Source organism: Roseomonas sp. SRI_022 (assembly GCF_057586215.1).
Genome location: NZ_JBYCZL010000006.1, coordinates 191,891 through 210,544, shown reverse-complemented (window position 1 = coordinate 210,544; position 18,654 = coordinate 191,891). Strand labels below are relative to the sequence as shown.

Sequence of the window (18,654 nt, the reverse complement as noted above, 5' to 3'; positions counted from 1 at the left end):
ATGAACCGTAGGCAGTTGCTGGCCGGCGCAGCCGCTGGCGCGTCCATCCTGTCCCGCCCCTGGGCGGCCCGTGCCCAACAGGCCATCACCCTGAACGGCGCCGTCCAGTTCAACGACGACCACGTCTTCACCCGCGCCCTGGTGCGGTTCGAGGAACTGGTGAAGCAGTACTACACCGCCCAGCCGGTGAACTTCGTGCTGCACAAGAATTCCAGCCTGGGGCTGGAGAAACAGTATTTCGAATACATGTCGGCCGGCCGCGGCGCGGTGGACTATGGCATCGTCTCACCGGCGCACATGTCCACATTCAGCCGCGCGGCGCCCTTCGTCGACGCGCCCTTCCTGTTCCGCGACCTCGCCCATTGGAACGCGGTGCTGGACCAGGACATGTTCGCCCCGGTGGCGCAGGAGATCGAGCGCCGCGCCCGCGTCGGCCTGATCGGCTATGCCGGCGGCGGCGTGCGCAACATCTTCGCCAACAAGCGCATCACCAACATGGCGGAGCTCCGCGGCCTCAAGGTCCGCGTGCAGGGCGCGCCGATCTGGTCGCGCACCTTCCAGGCCGCCGGGATGTCGCCCTCGGTCATCGCCTACAACGAGGTCTACAACGGCATCCAGAACAACGTCATCGAGGCCGGCGAGAACGAGGCCGCGGGCGTCGAGGCGATGCGCTTCTACGAGGTCGCGCCCAACCTCATCATGACGCAGCACGCCATCACCATCCGGCCGATCTGTTTCGCCTCCCAGACGCTCGCCCGCCTGCCGGCGCCGTTGCAGGAAGCGATCAAGCGCGCTGGCAAGGAGGCCGGGACCTTCGGCCGGCAGGCCGAGAGCGGCGAGGATGGCCAGAAGATCGCCGAACTCGAGCGGGCGGGCCGCCTGCGGCGGGTCGAGTTCACCGAGCGCGCCGCGCTGAAGCGCGCGGTCGATCCGGTGATGGTCGCCTATGCCCGCGAGGTGGATGCGGAAGCCATCTTCAACCGCATCAACGCCACCACCGCGTGACCACCGGCGGGCCGGCGGCGATCCAGCCGCCGGCCGCCATCTCCCGAACCCTTCGGAGCCACCCATGCCCCAGACCGGCCTGCGCGGCCTGGTGCGGCGGGCGGCCGAGCTCTACGCCCGGCTGCTCTCGGCACTGCTAGCGATCTTCGTCCTCATCCTCGTCTTCCCGGTCACGCTGCAGGTCGTCTCGCGCCAGACCAGTTGGCTGCCGCACTACATCTGGACCGAGGAGATGGCGCGCTTCCTCCTCGTCTGGACCGTGATGATCGGCGCCATCGTCGGCCAGAAGGAGGGCATCCACTTCATCGTCGATCTCTGGCCGGAGCTGAAGGGCAGGGCGCGGGCCTTCATGGACATCGTCTCGGGACTGTTCGTGCTGCTGTTCGGGGCGACCTTCCTGTGGTTCGGCATCGAGTTCGTGGACTTCGCCTGGTTCCGCATCAGCGAGCTGGCGGAACTGCCGCTGTGGTTGATCCACCTGCCGTGGCCGATCCTTGGTTTCTCCTGGCTGCTGTTCGGCGGTGAGAAGTTCGCGGACGACATCCGCATCCTGATCCACGGGGAGCCGGCCTGATGGGTGGTAATGCACTGGACGCCACCCAGGCGGCCTGGATTCTGTTCGGCCTGTTCTTCACGCTGCTGGCGCTGCGCGTGCCGGTGGCCGTCGCACTCGGCCTCGCCTGCCTGCCGATCCTGGTGATCGAACAGCGCCTCGGGCCCATGGTGCTGATGCAGGAGACGTTCAACGCGTATAACTCCTTCATCCTGCTCGCCGTGCCGTTCTTCCTGCTGACGGCGAACCTGATGAATGTCGGGGGCATCACCGACCGGCTGATGACGCTCTCGCGCACCATGGTGGGGCATTTCCCCGGTGGGCTCGCGCAGATCAACGTCGTGCTGTCGATCTTCTTCGCGGGCATCTCCGGATCGTCCACCGCCGATGCCGCATCGCAGTCGAAGATCTTCATCGATGCCCAGCGCAAGGAAGGCTACGATGACAGCTTCTCGGTCGCGATCACCGCGGTCTCGGCGGTGCTCGCGGTCATCATCCCGCCATCCATCCTGATGATCGTCTGGGGCGGGGTGTTGACCGTGTCGATCGGCGCGCTGTTCCTCGCGGGTATCATCCCCGGCCTGCTGATCGGGCTGGTGCAGATGGCGACGGTGCATGCCTACGCGAAGGCACGCGGCTACCCGACCTATCCGCGCGCGACCTTCCGGGAATTCGCCTGCGCGCTGCTGGTGTCCATCCCCGCGCTGATGACCCCGGCGATCATCATCGGCGGTAAGGTCTTCGGCTGGTTCACCGCGACCGAGAGCGCCTGCATCGCCGTGCTCTACGCCGGCGGGCTGTCGCTGCTCTACTACCGGGAGATGGGGCTGAAGCAGTTGTGGGAGGCGCTGGGCGAGACCGGCCGGCTCGCCGCGGTGGCGCTGTTCTGCGTCGGCACAGCCTCGGCCTTCGGCTGGCTGCTGGCCTATTACGAGATCCCGAAGGCGATCCTGACCGGCGTGTCCGCCTGGGGCATGGGCAAGATCGCGACGGGCTTCTTCATTGCCGGGGTCTTCCTGGTGGTGGGCTGCTTCCTCGACGCGATTCCGGCCATCATCATCGTCGGCGCCATCCTCCAGCCGCTGGCCTATGGCGTCGGGATCGACCCGGTGCATTTCGCCATGATCGGCATCGTCAGCCTGGCCTTCGGCCTGGTCACGCCGCCCTATGGGCTGTGCCTGATGATCGCCTGCCACGTGGCTGGGATGCGGATGGCGGACGCGCTCAAGGATACGATGATCATGCTGCTGCCCATGTTGGGGGTGCTGATCCTGGTCATCATCTGGCCCGACGTGGTGCTGTTCCTGCCGCGACTGGTCTCGCCGGAATTCCTCAACTGACAGCGGGGCAGGGGCGCCGCACCGGGTTCGCTTGACGATCCCGGGGCGGCGCCTCAGCCTGCCGGTCCATCTCGGCGTCAAGGGCCGCTCCGGCGGGGCGGCCCGGCGTCGAGACCTACCCGTTTCGAGTGGACCGCCAGCCCATGCCCGCCCAGCGCCCGCCGCGGATCTTCATCGACGGGTACAACCTGTCTCTCCAGCAAGGCACCGGCGTCGCGACCTACGCGCGCAACCTCTCCTTCTGCTTGCGGGACCTCGGCGCCGAGGTTGGCGTGCTTTACGGCACGAAGTCATCGACCATCAGCATGAACTCGCTGATCCGCGAGATCGCCTTCTTCGATCCGCTGGCAGGGCGGCCGTCCAAGCTGGCGGAGATCGTCCACGTCATGCGACGTGCCCTCACCACGCCGCTGGGCGAGATCGCGACGCAGGTGCCGATCACCGGCCGGGTTGTGCGCGACACCTTCCGCGCCCGGCTGCCGCATTTCGATCATGTCTGGAACGTCCAGAACCTCTTCGACGCGCAGCGGCTGCACTTCAATCTCTACGTCAACCGAATGTCGGTGCATTTCCGCCATCCGCCGCAGGTCATGCACTGGACCTATCCGCTCGCGCTCAAGGCGCGCGGCGCGCGCAACATCTACACCATGCACGACCTGGTGCCGCTGCGCCTGCCTTACACCACGCTCGACAACAAGCGGAGCTACTTCCGGCTGACGCGCCAGCTCGCCCGCCGCGGCGACCACATCATCACGGTCAGCGAGGCGTCGAAGCGCGACATCGTCAGCCTGCTCGGCATTCCCGAGGAGAAGGTCACCAACACCTACCAGGCGGTCGAGATCCCGGCCCGCTTCGCCAACAAGCCGGTCGCCGACGTGAAGACGGAGGTGGAGGGCACCTTCGGCCTCGGCTACCAGAAGTACTTCCTGTTCTTCGGCGCCATCGAACCGAAGAAGAATGTCGGGCGCCTGATTGAGGCCTATCTCGCCTCCGGCGTGAAGGACCCGCTGGTGATCGTGGGCAAGAAGGCCTGGAAGTCGGAGGAAGAGCTCCGGCTGCTCTTCGAGAATGAGCATGTCCGCTACCTGATGACGCGCGACGGCATGACCGAGACGCGCTATCGCGTGCAACTGGTGGACTACGCGTCCTTCCCACTGTTGGTCAGCCTGATCCGCGGCGCGAAAGCGGTACTGTTTCCCTCTCTGTATGAAGGCTTCGGCCTGCCGGCGCTGGAATCGATGCTGCTGGGTACGCCGGTCATGACCTCCAACACCTCCTCCATGCCGGAAGTGGTGGGCGATGCGGCGATGAAGATCGATCCCTATGACGTCCGGGCCATGGTGGACGCGATTCGCGCCCTGGACACGGATGCGGAGCTGCGCGCCCGGCTGTCGGAGTTCGGCCCGCGCCAGGCTTCCCTCTTCTCGCCTGAGCGCTATCAGGTGCGGGTGCGCGACGCCTATGGCAAGTTGGGCGTGAAGTTGGGCGGCTGAGTCGGTCTATGGCATACCGCCAGCCAGGCGGAACGAGCGGGGATTGCGATGGATCAGCCAGGCCACGACAGCAGTGGCGCCACGCCCGGGGAGGAACTGCGCCAGGCTGATTCACTGCGCGACCAACGCATGTGGGACGCGGCGGTCCTTGCCTATCGCGGCTATCTGGCACGCCGGCCCGACGATTGGCGCGCCCGGGTCCAGATGGGCCATTGCCTGAAGGAGGCCGGCGACGTCGCCGCCGCCCTGGCTGCCTATCGCGAGGCCGTCGCGGGGGCGCCGAACAGCCCCGACGCGCATCTGCATATCGGCCACGCCCTGAAAATGATGGGGGAAGGCCAGGGGGCTTGGCGCGCCTATGCCCGCGCCCTGGAACTCGAACCCGACAATATCGAGGCGGCGCGCGGGGCGAAGTCGCTCGCCTTCCTCGCCTCGGCGGTATCGCGGCATGCGCGCGCGCCCGGCCAGGCGCTGCAGATCGTCTTCGACAGTTCCGACCTCGTTGCCTATGTCTATGGCAACCGCACGCCGACCGGCATCCAACGTGTGCAACTGAACGTCACGGCGCGGGCGCTGCTCGACCCGCTTGACGGCGTCGCGACGGCGGCCGTTGCCTTCGACGAGGCTTCCGGTTTCTGGCGCGAGATCGGGCGCGACCTGTTCCTGCGCCTGTGGCGCCTATCGCGCAGCGGCGGCGAGGTGGCCGACCCCGCCTGGATCGAGGTGGTGTCCGAACTGCGCCAGACCATGCGCGACGGGGCTGATTTCGTCTTTGCCCCGGGTGCGAGCCTGGTCAATCTCGGCACCTCCTGGTGGATCAAGGACTACTTCCTGCGGGTGCGCCATGTCGCCCGCCGCTATGGCGTGCGCTACGTGCCGCTGATCCACGATTGCATCCCACTGATGGCGCCCGAGCATTGTGCGCCCGAACTGGTCGAGGAATTCGCCCAGTGGTTCTCCTCCATGGCGGCGCTGGCGGATCGCGCGCTGGTCACGTCCGAGTGGTCGGCCGCCGATGCGCGGCGCATCAGCGCCGAGGTGGTGCCGGAACGCGCGCTGCCCGTGACGGTGGTCAGTCCCAATGCTGATCTGCGACAGGAACTTGGCGTCGCAGCGACGGAAGGCTGGACGCCGCGTCCAGACCTGCCGGAACCGCAGGAGAGTTTCGTCCTGTGCGTCGGCACCATCGAGAGTCGTAAGAACCACCTTCTGCTGTTCCATGCCTGGCTGACGCTGATCCGCCGGCACGGCGCGGCGCGCGTGCCGCGGCTGGTCTGCATCGGCAAGCCGGGCTGGCTCGCCGATGCGGCGATGACGCTGTGGCGCAATTCGCCGGCGCTGCAGGAACGCGTGTCCATCGCGCATGGCGTGCCGGATGTGTCGCTTGCTGCGCTGTATGGCCGCGCCATGTTCACCGTCACCAACAGCTTCTACGAAGGCTGGGGCCTGCCGGTGACGGAGAGCCTGTCCTTCGGCCGCATCCCCGTGGTCGCGCGCAACACCTCTCTGACCGAGGCGGGGGGCGATGCGGCCATCTATTTCGAGCCGGACAGCCTGCCGGACCTGCTGGCGAAGCTCGAGCGCCTGATCTTCGACGAGGCCGAGCGCGTGCGGCTGGAGGCAGTGATCCGCGACACGGTCTCGCTGCGTAGCTGGGCGGACATCGCGGACCAGGTGATGCAGGAGGTCGCAGGGCGCAGCGGCGAGGCGAGCGGTGCCGCGGTGCCGCGCCTGCAGGTGGCACCCGCCGTGATCTATCCGCTGCGCCTGACCGGCGGCGGCGCGGCGGAACGCGCCAAGGCCATGGCGGATATCGTCCGCGATGGGTTGGCCTGGCATCCGCTGGAGCGCTGGGGCTGCTGGACGCGTCCGGGCCTCGCCAAGTTGCGCCTGCCGGTCGACCCGGCCGTGGCGGATGGCCGGCTGCGTCTTTATCTCGGCTGCGTGGCGCCGCCGGAAGCGCAGGGCATCCGCCTGCGAGCCTTCGGCTCGGCCTCTCCACCCGGCCCGTTCCAGACCATCGCGGCTGAGCCGGGTGGCGAAAGCCGCTTCTCCTGTGTGCTCGACTGCGATGCGATCGGCGGGGAGGTCATTGTCGAGATCGACGGTGGGCTCGGGACCGTGATCGAGGCCGCGGACGATTCCGTCGGACGCCTGGTCGGCCTTGGTCTCACATCGTTGATGCTGTGCCGCCCGGAGGATCTCCAGGCGCGGCTCGATTTCCTGGAGCGTCAGGCCTACCGGGTGCTGGGGCCGGATCGGTAGGATATCGACTTTCGGCGGGGACAGGTCCGCGAACAGGGGCCGCGCGACACGGCCTGGAACAGGGAGACAGAATGATGGCCAGGTTCGAATTGCGACGCCGCGATCTGCTGTTGGCCTCGGCCGGTGTCTTGGCGGCGCCAGGCTTGCCGCGGGCGCAGGCGCCGGCGGTCAAGCTCGGCATCCTGCAGCCGGTGACCGGCGCGTTGTCGCAGGATGGCGAGTATGGGCGCCTCGGCGCTGAGCTCGCGATCAACGAGATCAATGCCGGGGGCGGCATTCGTGCCCTGGGTGGGGCGCGGATCGAGACCGTGTTCGGCGATGCGCGATCCAACCCCGACGGCGGCGTCGCGGAAGTCGAGAAGATGCAGGCCGAAGGCGTGCTCGCCGTGGTCGGCGGTTTCGCCAGCCCGATCTGCCTGGCCGCGTCGCAGGCGGCATCCCGCTACGACCTGCCCTATGTCGTCGATGTCGGGGTGTCGGACCAGATCGTCTCGCGCGGGCTGACCAATACCTTTCGCTTTGGGCCGGGCTTCGGTGTGGTGACCAATGCGGCGCTCGACAACCTCGTCGCGCTGAATGACGGCGCGGGCAAGCCGTCCCGCACCGTGGTGATCGTGCATGAGGACGGGCTGTTCGGGTCCGGCATGGCGCGGCTGCTGAATGCCGAACTGCCGAAGCGCGGCTTCGAGGTGCTGGAGACCATCGCGCATCCGACGCCGGCGCGCGACATGAACAACGTCGCACTGCGCATCCGCGCGCTGCGGCCGGATCTGGTGATCCCGTCCTCCTACTATGCGGAGTTCGTGCTGCTGTCGCGCACCATGCAGCAGCAGCGCATTCGGCCGAAGGGAATCTACTGCGTGCTGAACGGGGCGGCGTCGAACTACCGCTTCGTGCGGGAATTCCCTGATGCGGCGAACCTGGTGATGGACTGCAACCACTGGCCCGATCCGCGCAAGCCCAAGACGGCCGAGTTGCGCCGCGCGGTCGAGGCGCAGAACCGCTTCTGGCTCTACAACATCCCGCTCAACTACTCCGCGGTGATGCTGGTGGCCGATGCGCTGGAACGTGCGGGACGCGCCGATCGCGCGGCGTTGACCCAGGCGCTGGCGGCGACCGATGGCAGCTTTACCAAGCACATCATGCCCTATGGCCCGACGCGCTTCGTCAATGGCCAGAACCAGTCCGGCGCGCCGGTGAACACGCAAGTGCAGGGCGGCGACATCAAGGTGATCTTCCCGCGCGACTTCGCCGACGCGCAGCCGGTCTACCCCGTCACCGGCTGAGATGAACCTGCCACCGGAGATCATCCTGGAGGCCGTGCTGAACGGTCTCCTGACCGGGGCGGTCTATGGGCTGGTGGCGCTCGGTCTGACGCTGGTCTACGGCGTGCTGCACATCATCAACTTCGCCCACGGCGCGCTGCTGACGGCGGCGATGTATGCGGCCTATGTCGCGCGGACGGCGTTCGGCGTGGACCCTTACGTTGCTGCGCTGCCGCTGGCGGCGCTGTTCTTCGGCATCGGATACCTGGTGCAGCGCCTGGTGATCGGGCCGGCGAGCCGCGGCAAGGACGAGAACATCCTGCTGGTGACACTCGGCCTGTCCATCATCATCGAGAACCTGATGCTGGCGGTGTTCCGCTCCGACACGCGCAGCATCGACGTGCCCTACGCGATGGACGTCGTCGAGTTCGGCCCGGCGCTGTTGTCCTGGCCGCGGCTGGTCGGCTTCGCGGCGACGTTCGCCGTCGGCGTGGCGCTGTATCTGCTGTTGACCTTCAGCGCGACCGGCAAGGCGATCCGCGCGGTCGCCAAGGAACGCACGGGCGCGGCGCTGGTCGGCATCGATGTCGCGCATATCTACGCGGTGACCTTCGGCATCGGCACGGCGTGCCTCGCCATTGCGGCCGCGCTGCTGCTGCCCTCCTTCTATGTCTCCCCGCGCGTCGGCAACGCCTTCGTGCTGGTCGCCTTCACCATCGTGGTGCTGGGGGGCATGGGCAGCGTGGTCGGCGCGCTGGTCGGCGGGCTGGTGATCGGCGTGGTGGAGAGCCTGTCGGGCCTGTTCCTCGGCGAGAGCCTCGGCCAGATCGGCATCTTCCTGATCTTCATCCTGGTGCTGCTGGTCCGCCCGACAGGGTTGTTCGGGGCGAAGGCGTGATGCCGATCATCGCCTTCGGCGCGATGATCGCCGCGGCGCCGCTGCTGGTCGCCAGCAACGTGGTGCTGAACTTCCTGGTCTTCACCATGATCATCGCGCTGGCGGCGCAGGGGTGGAACCTGCTTGGTGGCTATGGCGGCCAATATTCCTTCGGGCATGCGGCGTTCTTCGGGACCGGTGCCTATCTGACCGCGATCCTTCAGATGCGCTTCGGGATGAACGCCTATCCGGCCTTTGCGATGGGCGTTGCGCTGGCCGCGCTGGTCGGGCTCGCAATCGGCGCGATGGCCTTCCGTTCGGGACTGAAGGGATCCTATTTCGCGTTGGTGACGCTCGCCTTCGCCGAGGTGTTCCGCGTGCTGGCCAATGCGAGTGAGATCACCGGCGGCGCGGCCGGCACCTTGATCCGGCTGCAGGCCGATCCCGCGAATTTCCAGTTCGCCGGGCGCGGCACCTTCCTTTGGGTGGCGGGCGCGCTGGTGACTCTGGCGCTGGTCGCCACACGGGCGCTGGAGCGATCCCGCCTCGGTGCACAACTCGTCGCGGTGCGGGAGAACGAGGCCGCCGCCCAGGCGCTGGGCGTCGACGTGCTGGCGGTGAAGCTGCGCGCCATCACGCTGTCGGCCGGCATGACCGGCGCGGCGGGCGGACTTTATGCGCAGTACTTCCTCTATATCGATGCCAATATCGCCTATGGCACCTGGATCTCGGTCGAGGCGCTGCTGGCGCCGATCGTCGGCGGCGCTGGTACGGTGTTCGGCCCACTGCTCGGTGCGGTGATCCTGCACGGCCTTGCCGAGGCGACGAAATCCATCGCGGGCCGCATCCCGGGCATCGATCTGGTGGTGTTTGGCATCGTGCTGATCCTGGTGGTCCGCTTCCCGCCGCGCGACATTCCCGGCCTGCTCGGACGGTGGCGGCGATGACCGGCACCGGTCCCGATCCCGCCTTCCTCGCCGTGCGCGGCGTAACCAAGCGCTTTGGTGGCCTGGTCGCGGTGAACGACGCGACGCTCGATGTCGCGGAGGCTTCGATCACGGGGCTGATCGGCCCGAACGGCGCGGGCAAGACGACGCTGTTTGCCGTGATCGCGGGTTTCGAGAAGCCGACCGCCGGGCTGGTGCTGATGGAAGGTGAGGATATCACCGGCCGCCGCCCGCATGACCTTGCGCGCATGGGGTTGGCGCGCACCTTCCAGATCGTGCAGCCCTTCGCGGGCTTGAGTGTGCGGGAGAACATCGCGGTCGGCGCCTTCCTGCGGGAGGCAAAGCGCAGCGCGGCTCTGGACGCAGCGGAGCGGGTGGCCGAGCGCGTGGGTCTTGCCGATCAACTCGACAAGCCCGCCGCCGCGCTGACGGTTGCCGGGCGCAAGCGGTTGGAGGTGGCGCGTGCCCTCGCCACGCGTCCGAAGCTGCTGCTGTTGGACGAGGTGCTGGCGGGGCTGAATCCCTCCGAGATTCGCGACATCGTCCCGGTGGTGCGCGCCATCCGCGACGGCGGCGTGACGGTGCTGATGATCGAACACGTCATGCAGGCGGTGATGAATTTGTGCGACCGGGTGCATGTGTTGGCACAGGGCCGGATCATCTGTTCCGGCACGCCGGCGGAGGTGGTCGCCGCCCCGGCGGTGGTGGAGGCCTATCTCGGCCAGGGCGCGGCGAAGCGGCTCCAGGGTGCGGGTGATGCTTGAGATCCGCGGCCTCGAAGCGGGCTATGGAATGACGACCGTGCTGCGTGGCGTGGATCTGGACGTGCCGGCTGGCCGGATCGTTGCGGTGCTCGGCGCCAATGGTGCGGGCAAGACGACGTTGAACATGACGATCAGCGGATTGGTGAAGGCGCGCGCCGGATCGATCACCTTCGAAGGCCGTCGCATCGACGGCCTGGCGCCACCTGCGATCGCTGCGGCCGGGCTGGTGCATGTGCCGGAGGGCCGCAAGGTGTTCCCCAACCTGACGGTGCGCGAGAATCTCGACCTCGGCGCCTATCGTCGGGCGCAGGCCAACCGGGCGCGCAACATGGAACGCGTCTTCGACACCTTCCCGCGCCTGAGGGAGCGCATCCGCCAGCGCGCCGGCACGCTGTCGGGCGGCGAACAGCAGATACTGGCAATCGGGCGTGGCCTGATGGCGGAACCGCGCCTGCTGATCCTTGACGAACCCTCGCTCGGCCTCTCGCCCTTGCTGGTGGAGGAGATGTTTGCCCTGATCGGTCGCCTGCATGGGGAAGGGCTCGCCATCATGCTGGTGGAACAGAATGTCGCGCAGAGCCTCGATATTGCCGATGAGGCGCATGTGCTTGAGAACGGCGCGTTCGCCATCGGCGGCACGGCGGCACAGGTGCGCGCGGACCCGCATCTGCAACGCGCCTATCTCGGATTGTAGCAGGCCATGAGCATCGACCCCGTCACGCTCGCCGTCCTCAAGGGGCGGCTCGAACAGATCGCCGACGAGATGGACGCGACGCTGTATCGCAGTGCATTCAACCCGATCATCGCCGAGGCGCGCGACGCCTGCCACGGCCTGTATCACGCACAGACCGGCGACACGCTCGTGCAGGGCACCAAGGGTCTTCCGATCTTCGTCGGCGCCATGGCCTTCGCGGTGCGGGCGGTGATCGCCAAGGTCGCAGCGGACGGGGGGCTGCACCCTGGCGACACCTTCCTGTTCAACGATCCCTACGATGGCGGCACGCATCTGAACGACTTCCGCCTGGTGCGGCCGGTGTTTCGGGACGGTCGGTTGTTCTGCTGGCTGGCGAGCGTCGGGCACTGGCTCGACATCGGCGGCAACGTGCCGGGCAACTACAACCCGCGCGCGACGGAAAGCCACCAGGAGGGCGTGCGCTTCCCGCCGGTGAAGCTGATCCGGGGTGGCGTGATGCAGCAGGATATTCTCGATATCCTGGCGGCGAACTCCCGCGTGCCGCAATCGAACTGGGGCGACCTGAACGGGCAGTTGAACGCGCTCGATCTCGGCCAGCGGCGCCTGATCGAGTTGCTGGATGAGTACGGCGATGCCGCCGCGGCGGAAGCCTTTGACGTGCTGATGGACCGCGCAGAGGCACTGATGGGCGCGGAGATCGAGGCGCTGCCCGACGGTACCTACGCCTTCGAGGATTTCCTCGACAATGACGGCGTGGTGGATGAGCCGCTGCGCATTGCGCTGACCATGACGATCGAGGGCGGTCGCATGGTGCTCGACATGTCGGCTTCGTCCCCGCCCTGCGCAGGGCCGGTGAACATCTCCGTCGCGACCACGGTCGCCGCCTGCTACGTCGCGCTGAAGCACGCCTTTCCCGACGTGCCCGCGAATGCCGGGGTGTTGCGGCCGGTGAGCGTCGTCGCGCCGGAGACGACGCTGCTCGGCGCGCGCGCGCCGCGTCCGGTCGCCGGATATACCGAGACGATCCTGCGGCTGATCGGCGTGATCTTCGGTGCGCTCGGCAAGGCGAAGCCGGATCGCGCAACCGCTGCGCCATTCGGCACCATCAATGCGCTGTCGCTGTCCGGCCTTCGGACGGATGGCACGCGCTGGGTGATGTTCTCCTTCTTCGGCGGCGGCCTCGGCGGCAATCCGGAAAGCGACGGGCTGCACCATGCGAACAACCCGATCTCGACCGCGACCATCCCGCCGGTCGAGATCCTGGAGGCGGCGAACCCGGTGATGGTGACGCAATGGGCGCTGCGGCCCGATAGCGGCGGACCCGGCCTGCATCGCGGCGGCGTTGGCGCCGTCTATGAGATCGAGGCTCTGGCCCCCGGCGCCACCGAGTTCGCCCTACTCGGCGAACGCGGTCGCTTTGCGCCCTTCGGGGTCGCCGGCGGCGCGGCCGGCGCGATGAACACCTTCCATTGGGATTCGGATGATGGCCGGCGCACACCGCCGATGGCGAGCAAGGTGGTCGGCGTCTCCATCCGCCAAGGCCAGCGCGTGCGATTGGAAAGTCCTGGTGGCGGCGGCTGGGGCGATCCGCTGGCGCGCTCGGTTGATGCCGTCGCGCGCGACATTCGGCTTGGCCATGTCAGCCGTGAGGCCGCCATCCGGGACTACGGCGTGACCGTAGCCGCGGATGGGAGCGTGTCGCGATGAGCGGCCCGATCGTCGGCGTCGATGTTGGCGGGACCTTCACCGACCTGTTCCTGTACGATGCGGAGACGGGCGCGCTGCGCACCGCGAAGGTGCCGTCGAACCGTGGCGACGAAGCCTCGGGCTTCCTCGCCGGGCTGCGCGCGCTGGGGGGCGCCGCGACGATGGATGCCGTCGTGCATGGCACGACCGTCGGCACCAACGCGCTGCTGGAACGCAAGGGCGCGCGCCTCGGTGTCATCGCCACCGTCGGCTTCCGCGACGTGCTGGAAATGCGGCGGCGAGACCGCCGCCACACCTGGGGTCTTTGGGGGGACTTCAGGCCGATCGCCGATCGTGACCTTCGGCTCGAAGTGCCGGAGCGCACCCTCGCGGACGGTACGATCCGCACGCCGGTCAACCTCGATGCCGTGCGCGATGCGGCCCGCGCGCTGCTCGCTGCGGGCGCCGAGGCGTGTGCCATCACCTTCATCAACGCCCATGCCAACGCCGCGAATGAAGCCGCGGCGGCGGAGGTCGTGCGGGCCATCTGGCCCAACCCGCATGTCTCCGTCTCCTCGGAGATCCTGCCCGAGATCCGCGAGTTCGAGCGTGGTTCCACGACGGCGCTGAACGCCTATCTCCAACCTGGCGTGGCCGGATACCTGGCGCGCCTCGAAGGCGCGCTGGCCGAGGATGGCTTCACCGGCCGCTTCCACATCGTGCAGTCGAATGGCGGCATCATGTCCACCACGACGGCACGGCGGATGCCGGTGCGCACGGCCCTGTCCGGCCCGGCAGCCGGCGTGATCGCCGCCGCCGCCATTGCCCGTGCGGCGGGGTTTGACAACGCGATCACCTGCGACCTCGGGGGCACTTCCTTCGATGTCTCGCTGGTCGCCGGTGGGCGGATGGAACTCGCCGCGCAGGCTACGATCGATTTCGGCCTGGTGATCCGGTCCCCGATGATCGAGATCACCACCATTGGTGCCGGCGGCGGGTCCATCGCGCAGGTGGATCGCGGCGGACTGCTCCAGGTCGGGCCGGAAAGCGCGGGCAGTCGACCAGGGCCGGTTTGCTACGGCCAGGGCAATGATCGGCCGACGCTGACGGATGCCAATGTCGTGCTCGGCCGCATCAATGCGGAACGGCCGATTGGCGGTGCGCTGGCGCGCCTCGATGTGGATGGCGCGCGCGTCGCGATCCAGCGTCACGTCGGCGATCCGCTCGGCCTCGACGCCATGGCCGCGGCGGAAGCGATCCTGCGCGTCGCCAACGCGAAGATGGCGGGCGCCATCCGCCTTGTCTCCATCGAGCGTGGCCACGATCCCGGCCGCTTCGTCGCACTGCCCTTCGGCGGCGGCGGCGCGCTGCATGTCGGTGCGCTGATCCGTGATGTCGGGCTGAAGGCCGCGCTGGTGCCGCGCTACCCTGGCGTGACCTCGGCGCTTGGTTGCATCATCGCCGATGTGCGGCATGACCAGGTGCGGACGCTGAATCTCGCGCTTGATACGCTCGATGCTTCGGCGCTGGACGCGCGTATGGTTACCGAGGCCGAGGCCGCGCGGGCCGTCGTCGCAGCGGCCGGCCTGCCGGTCGAGGCGATCGAGACTGTCTTCGAACTCGACATGCACTATGCCGGGCAGACCCATACCGTCGCTGTGCCGCTGCCGGTGATCCTGCAGGACGGCACGACGGGAATCACAGCGGCCACGGTGCGCGCGGCCTTCGAATCTGCCTACAGCCGCGCCTTCACCCGCCTGCTGCCGGGCTTGCCCGTGCGCATCGTCACGCTGCGCACCGCGGCGATCGGGCGGCGCCCGGCCTTTGACCTCGCGATGCTCGCGCCACCGGCGGATGCGACGATGGACGCCGCGGCACGCGGCACGAGGCCGGTCTGGTTCAGCGGGCGCTGGCACGACACGGCGATCTACGCGCGGCTCGACCTGCCGGCCGGTTCGGTCGTGGCAGGACCGGCGATCCTTGAACAACCCGATGCGACGGTCGTGGTCGATCCCGGACTTGCGGCGCGCACTGACCGATTCGGCAATCTGATCATCGAAAGGGCGTGACATGGCCCATGACGCCATCCCGGTCAGCGAGACCGCGCTGCTGCTGTGCGACCTGCAGAACGACTTCATCCATCCCGATGGTGCCTATGGCCGGGCGGGGCAGGCGGCGGCCGCGATCGCGGCGCTGCCCGCGCGCCTGAAGCCGCTGGTCGATGCGGTGCGTGCCAGGGGCGGCTGGATCGCGTCCACCCATTTCACGCTGGTGCCGGGGAAGGGCGGTGAGCCCTTCATCGCCGAGCATCTCCGCCAGATGCGTCCTTTCCTGAAGAAGGGCGATTTCGCGCCGGGGTCCTGGGGTCATGCGCTGGTCGATGACCTCGCGCCGTCGGACCTCGCCGTCGAGAAGCTCGGCTACGACGCCTTCTGGAACTCGCGCCTGGAATGGGCGCTGCGCAAGGCGGGGGTGCGGCGGCTGCTGGTCGCCGGCATCGTGACGAACGGCGGTGTCGCCTCGACCGTGCGCGGGGCGCATGTGCGGGAATTCGACGTCACGCTGCTCGAGGATGGCTGTGCCGCCTTCTCCGAGACGGTGCACCAGGCGGCAGTCGAGGGATTGCGCCCGGTCGCCACGGTGACGACCGTCGCGCAGGCGATCGCATCAATCGATGCGGGCGCCTGACAGGCGCACCACCTCGCCCCAGCGGGCGATCTCGCGTGCGACGAAGGCGGTGTAGTCGGCGCGGGACAGCGGTGGGGCCTCGGCACCGATCTCGGCGCGCCGCTGCGCGACGTCGGGCGCGGCGAGGGCGGCCAGCGCCTCCGCATGCAGCCGGTCGGCGATCGGGTCCGGCAAGCCCGCCGGGCCGGAGAGTCCGAACCAAGTCGAAGCCACCAGATCGGGGAAGCCCTGCTCGACGATGGTCGGCACATCCGGCCAGCCGGCGATGCGGTGCTCGCTCATCACCGCGAGGATACGCACGCGGTCATTGCGCCCGGCTTCCTGGAGTGTGGTGACCATCGCCTCAATCTGGTTGGCAACCACGTCGTTGAAGGCCGGGCCGCTGCCGCGATAGGGGACGTGGGTCAGCTCGATGCCGGCCAGGCGCTTGAATAGTTCCTGCGTCACATGGCTGGAGGACCCGTTGCCCGGCGAGGCGACGCGAACGCCGCCGGGATCGCGCTTCGCCCAGGCGGTGAATTCCGCGATGTTGCGCACCGGCCGGTCGGCGTTGACGATCAGCACATTCGGGATCGCCGCCAGCAGCGCGATATGGGTGAAGTCCCGCATCGCGTCATAGGGGATGGCCCGATAGACGGAGGGGCCGACGCCCTGGCTGGCGATGTTGGACACCAGCAGCGTGTGGCCGTCCGGCGCGCTCCTCGCCACGGCATCGCTGCCGATGGTGCCGCCGGCACCGCCGCGGTTCTCGACGACCACCGGCTGGCCGAGCGCGGCCGCCATGCGCTGCGCCACCAGCCGCGCGACGACATCCGTCGCGCCGCCCGGGGGGAAGGGCACCACCAGCCGCACCGGGCGTGTCGGTGCCCAGGGCGCAGGCTGGGCGCGGACCAGGCTGGGTGCTGCCAGCATCATGCCGAGGAGGATGCGACGGTTCATGACGGCTCCCTTCAGGCGACGGTGGCGGCGGCGCGCAGGCCGGTGATCATCGAGGAGCGCAGCAGATGCTCCCGCGCGCGGATGGGATCGCCGGCAATGGCCTGCATCTCCGCGAGCAACTCGGCGCGGCGGGCCGGGTCGCGCTCGCGCATGCGCGCACGGTTGCGGTCGGCCTGGGCGATGATCTCGCGCTCCGCGATGGGGCGACGGCGGCGGGTGTAGCGGTCGAGATGCGAGAGCTCCGCCTCGCCGCGCCAGACCGGCAGCAGATGCGTGGCGAGTTCGAAGGCGTCGTGGATGCCCCCATTCATGCCCATACCGCCCGAGGGCGAGTTCAGATGCGCGGCATCGCCGCACAGAAGCATCCGTCCGCGCCGATAGTCCTGCACGATGCGCTGGTGGATGCGATAGGGGCGCAGGTCCGGCACCTCATAGGCCGTGGCCTTGGGGTGGATGGCCTGGAGCTTGCGCTCGATGGCCTCGGGCGTCAGCGCGGCCTCGACATCCTCGCCGGGCGCGGTGTGCAGGCTCGCGCGCCATTTTCCAGGCACGTGCAGCAGCGAAAAGGTGCCGGAGAATGCCGGATGCTCGGTCCAGATGTAGTTGACGTTCGACAGGCCGCCGAAGGCCTCGGCGAAGTCGAAGAGCGTGGTGGCGAGGATTGTTGTCTCGGGATAGGTCTCGCCAGAGAAGGGCATCTCCATCGCACGGCGGACCACGCTGCGTGCGCCGTCGCAGCCGATGACGAAGGCGGCGCGGATCGGGTCGAAGCCACGTCCGGACAGCGTCACGCCATCGGCGTCCTGCTCGACGGCCTCCACGGCGCAGGCGAAGCGGGGCAGGGCGCCGGGATGCTCGGCGTGCATCTTCGCGAGGATCAGCCGCGACAGCTTCCATTGTTCGGCCTGCAGCCGGTAGGGATGCGCCGTGTCAGGCGCGATCACCGACAGGTCGAAGACCGCGCGCGCGCCGTCTTCGTGCCGCCGGATCTGCCAGGTCGGGGTCGTCAGCCCCTGTGCGACCAGCGGGGCGCCAAGGTCCAGCGCATCCAGCATGTCGAGCGTCGGTGGATGGAAGGTGGAGGCACGCAGCTCCTCGCTGATGTCGGCCTCGGCCTCCAGGAGCATCACGGGCAGCCCGGCGCGTGCGAGCAGCAGCGACAGCACCAGCCCCACGGGCCCGGCACCCACGATCGCGATTGCACCACGTTCCGCCGTCATCTTGACCTCACTCGTCAGACCACATCATGCAAGGCATATACCTGTGGCAATGCGTCATCGCCGTCCAGACCGCGCGATGGAAGGGGATCCCATGGCGATCGAATATGGCAGCGAGGGCCTGCTCGGCGTGCTGACGCCACAGGCCAACACGACGGTCGAACCCGAACTCGCGATCCTGCTGCCGCCGCGCATGGCCATGCTGAATGCGCGGATGACCAGCCCGAAGCGCACGATCGAGGAAAGGCTGATCGACTATGTCGACGGCCTGGATGACGCGATCGGGCAGTTCGCCAATGCGCCGGTTGGGGCGATCGCCTTCGCCTGCACCGGTGCGTCCTATCTGGTCGGTGCGGCGGCCGAGGATGCCGCCGTGGCGCGGATCGAGGCACGCATCGGCGCGCCATTCATCACCGCCGCGCGGGCGGTCTGCGATGCCTTCCATGCGCTGGGCGCACGGCGCATCGGGCTGGTCTCGCCCTATCCCGCGGCGCTGACCGAGGCCTCGGCCGCCTATTGGACCGCGCGCGGATTCTCGGTCGGACGGATCGTCGCCGCGGCGGCGCCGGAGGCCGCCTTCCACCCGATCTACGCCATGTCCGCCGGCAGTGCGGCCGAGGCGCTGTCCGGCATGTCCGGTTCCGGCGTGGAGGCCGTGGTCATGCTGGGCACCGGTATGCCGACATTGAAGCCCATCCTCGACCGGCCGGAGGTCGATGGCGCACCAGTGATCTCCTGCATGACGGCGCTTGGCTGGCGCAGTGTCGTCGCATTGCGGGGGGAGGCACCGGACGGCAGCTTTCTGCGCCGCTGGATCGCGGGGGAAGGCTGGCGCGAACGCTATGCACAGCGCATGGACGCAGCCGCGGCGGTTTGACCGGAGCCGCTGGCTGGTCGATCCTGCCGGCACCGGAGGAGACC

General features: G+C 68.4%; 16 protein-coding genes. 14 read left to right on the top strand and 2 right to left on the bottom strand.

The window, feature by feature from the left end; genetic code table 11:
* The 13 genes from AC2YHJ_RS08220 to AC2YHJ_RS08160 all read left to right on the top strand — a co-directional run bounded on the left by AC2YHJ_RS08220 (nucleotide 1) and on the right by AC2YHJ_RS08160 (nucleotide 15,577).
* Nucleotides 1–1,005, top strand: a complete 1,005-nt coding sequence (locus AC2YHJ_RS08220; RefSeq protein ID WP_487395251.1) for a TRAP transporter substrate-binding protein — start codon at nucleotides 1–3, stop codon at nucleotides 1,003–1,005.
* Between the two features lie 64 nt (nucleotides 1,006–1,069).
* Nucleotides 1,070–1,579 carry a TRAP transporter small permease gene (locus AC2YHJ_RS08215; protein WP_487395250.1) on the top strand — a complete coding sequence of 170 codons (510 nt, stop codon included), beginning with the start codon at nucleotides 1,070–1,072 and terminating at the stop codon, nucleotides 1,577–1,579.
* Nucleotides 1,579–2,898 (top strand): TRAP transporter large permease, encoded by a 1,320-nt coding sequence (locus AC2YHJ_RS08210; RefSeq protein ID WP_487395248.1) that lies wholly within the window; start codon nucleotides 1,579–1,581, stop codon nucleotides 2,896–2,898. The genes AC2YHJ_RS08215 and AC2YHJ_RS08210 overlap by 1 nt, the downstream gene beginning before the upstream one ends.
* 143 nt (nucleotides 2,899–3,041) lie before the next feature.
* Nucleotides 3,042–4,391, top strand: coding sequence for a glycosyltransferase family 4 protein (locus AC2YHJ_RS08205; protein WP_487395247.1), 1,350 nt, complete (start codon nucleotides 3,042–3,044; stop codon nucleotides 4,389–4,391).
* Nucleotides 4,392–4,439: 48 nt separating this feature from the next.
* Nucleotides 4,440–6,656, top strand: coding sequence for a glycosyltransferase family 4 protein (locus tag AC2YHJ_RS08200; protein ID WP_487395246.1), 2,217 nt, complete (start codon nucleotides 4,440–4,442; stop codon nucleotides 6,654–6,656).
* 71 nt (nucleotides 6,657–6,727) lie between these two features.
* The gene (locus tag AC2YHJ_RS08195; RefSeq protein WP_487395244.1) at nucleotides 6,728–7,942 is read left to right on the top strand and encodes an ABC transporter substrate-binding protein; all 1,215 of its coding nucleotides are present in this window, start codon (nucleotides 6,728–6,730) and stop codon (nucleotides 7,940–7,942) included.
* 1 nt (nucleotide 7,943) lies between these two features.
* A complete protein-coding gene (locus AC2YHJ_RS08190) occupies nucleotides 7,944–8,819 on the top strand; it encodes a branched-chain amino acid ABC transporter permease (protein WP_487395243.1) in 876 nt (291 codons plus the stop codon).
* Entirely contained in the window at nucleotides 8,819–9,745 is a 927-nt protein-coding gene (locus tag AC2YHJ_RS08185; protein WP_487395241.1) for a branched-chain amino acid ABC transporter permease, read from the top strand. Before AC2YHJ_RS08190 ends, AC2YHJ_RS08185 begins: the two co-directional genes overlap by 1 nt.
* Complete coding sequence (locus AC2YHJ_RS08180; protein ID WP_487395239.1) at nucleotides 9,742–10,509, top strand: ABC transporter ATP-binding protein; 768 nt, start codon at nucleotides 9,742–9,744, stop codon at nucleotides 10,507–10,509. Before AC2YHJ_RS08185 ends, AC2YHJ_RS08180 begins: the two co-directional genes overlap by 4 nt.
* On the top strand, nucleotides 10,502–11,203 hold the full coding sequence (locus AC2YHJ_RS08175; RefSeq protein ID WP_487395238.1) for an ABC transporter ATP-binding protein: 702 nt from the start codon (nucleotides 10,502–10,504) through the stop codon (nucleotides 11,201–11,203). Before AC2YHJ_RS08180 ends, AC2YHJ_RS08175 begins: the two co-directional genes overlap by 8 nt.
* 6 nt (nucleotides 11,204–11,209) lie before the next feature.
* Complete coding sequence (locus AC2YHJ_RS08170) at nucleotides 11,210–12,910, top strand: hydantoinase B/oxoprolinase family protein (protein WP_487395237.1); 1,701 nt, start codon at nucleotides 11,210–11,212, stop codon at nucleotides 12,908–12,910.
* On the top strand, nucleotides 12,907–14,958 hold the full coding sequence (locus AC2YHJ_RS08165; RefSeq protein ID WP_487395236.1) for a hydantoinase/oxoprolinase family protein: 2,052 nt from the start codon (nucleotides 12,907–12,909) through the stop codon (nucleotides 14,956–14,958). Before AC2YHJ_RS08170 ends, AC2YHJ_RS08165 begins: the two co-directional genes overlap by 4 nt.
* A gap of 1 nt (nucleotide 14,959) precedes the next feature.
* Nucleotides 14,960–15,577, top strand: coding sequence for a cysteine hydrolase family protein (locus tag AC2YHJ_RS08160; protein WP_487395235.1), 618 nt, complete (start codon nucleotides 14,960–14,962; stop codon nucleotides 15,575–15,577).
* Here the strand turns inward: AC2YHJ_RS08160 and AC2YHJ_RS08155 are convergent.
* Both AC2YHJ_RS08155 and AC2YHJ_RS08150 read right to left on the bottom strand, forming a co-directional pair.
* A complete protein-coding gene (locus tag AC2YHJ_RS08155; protein ID WP_487395234.1) occupies nucleotides 15,557–16,516 on the bottom strand; it encodes a Bug family tripartite tricarboxylate transporter substrate binding protein in 960 nt (319 codons plus the stop codon). The two genes, AC2YHJ_RS08160 and AC2YHJ_RS08155, sit on opposite strands and share 21 nt — an antisense overlap.
* 11 nt (nucleotides 16,517–16,527) lie before the next feature.
* Nucleotides 16,528–17,736 (bottom strand): FAD-dependent oxidoreductase, encoded by a 1,209-nt coding sequence (locus AC2YHJ_RS08150; protein WP_487395233.1) that lies wholly within the window; start codon nucleotides 17,734–17,736, stop codon nucleotides 16,528–16,530.
* Between the two features lie 91 nt (nucleotides 17,737–17,827).
* Here AC2YHJ_RS08150 and AC2YHJ_RS08145 point away from each other — a divergent pair, with 91 nt between their 5' ends.
* Nucleotides 17,828–18,610 (top strand): maleate cis-trans isomerase family protein, encoded by a 783-nt coding sequence (locus AC2YHJ_RS08145; protein WP_487395231.1) that lies wholly within the window; start codon nucleotides 17,828–17,830, stop codon nucleotides 18,608–18,610.
* Nucleotides 18,611–18,654 lie beyond the last annotated feature (44 nt).

What these genes read in the sequence shown, in the direction of transcription:
- AC2YHJ_RS08220 (WP_487395251.1), top strand. Translation starts at nt 1, where the DNA reads ATGAACCGTAGGCAGTTGCTGGCCGGCGCAGCCGCTGGCGCGTCCATC.
- AC2YHJ_RS08215 (WP_487395250.1), top strand. Translation starts at nt 1,070, where the DNA reads ATGCCCCAGACCGGCCTGCGCGGCCTGGTGCGGCGGGCGGCCGAGCTC.
- AC2YHJ_RS08210 (WP_487395248.1), top strand. Translation starts at nt 1,579, where the DNA reads ATGGGTGGTAATGCACTGGACGCCACCCAGGCGGCCTGGATTCTGTTC.
- AC2YHJ_RS08205 (WP_487395247.1), top strand. Translation starts at nt 3,042, where the DNA reads ATGCCCGCCCAGCGCCCGCCGCGGATCTTCATCGACGGGTACAACCTG.
- AC2YHJ_RS08200 (WP_487395246.1), top strand. Translation starts at nt 4,440, where the DNA reads ATGGATCAGCCAGGCCACGACAGCAGTGGCGCCACGCCCGGGGAGGAA.
- AC2YHJ_RS08195 (WP_487395244.1), top strand. Translation starts at nt 6,728, where the DNA reads ATGATGGCCAGGTTCGAATTGCGACGCCGCGATCTGCTGTTGGCCTCG.
- AC2YHJ_RS08190 (WP_487395243.1), top strand. Translation starts at nt 7,944, where the DNA reads ATGAACCTGCCACCGGAGATCATCCTGGAGGCCGTGCTGAACGGTCTC.
- AC2YHJ_RS08185 (WP_487395241.1), top strand. Translation starts at nt 8,819, where the DNA reads ATGCCGATCATCGCCTTCGGCGCGATGATCGCCGCGGCGCCGCTGCTG.
- AC2YHJ_RS08180 (WP_487395239.1), top strand. Translation starts at nt 9,742, where the DNA reads ATGACCGGCACCGGTCCCGATCCCGCCTTCCTCGCCGTGCGCGGCGTA.
- AC2YHJ_RS08175 (WP_487395238.1), top strand. Translation starts at nt 10,502, where the DNA reads ATGCTTGAGATCCGCGGCCTCGAAGCGGGCTATGGAATGACGACCGTG.
- AC2YHJ_RS08170 (WP_487395237.1), top strand. Translation starts at nt 11,210, where the DNA reads ATGAGCATCGACCCCGTCACGCTCGCCGTCCTCAAGGGGCGGCTCGAA.
- AC2YHJ_RS08165 (WP_487395236.1), top strand. Translation starts at nt 12,907, where the DNA reads ATGAGCGGCCCGATCGTCGGCGTCGATGTTGGCGGGACCTTCACCGAC.
- AC2YHJ_RS08160 (WP_487395235.1), top strand. Translation starts at nt 14,960, where the DNA reads ATGGCCCATGACGCCATCCCGGTCAGCGAGACCGCGCTGCTGCTGTGC.
- AC2YHJ_RS08155 (WP_487395234.1), bottom strand. Translation starts at nt 16,516, where the DNA reads ATGAACCGTCGCATCCTCCTCGGCATGATGCTGGCAGCACCCAGCCTG.
- AC2YHJ_RS08150 (WP_487395233.1), bottom strand. Translation starts at nt 17,736, where the DNA reads ATGACGGCGGAACGTGGTGCAATCGCGATCGTGGGTGCCGGGCCCGTG.
- AC2YHJ_RS08145 (WP_487395231.1), top strand. Translation starts at nt 17,828, where the DNA reads ATGGCGATCGAATATGGCAGCGAGGGCCTGCTCGGCGTGCTGACGCCA.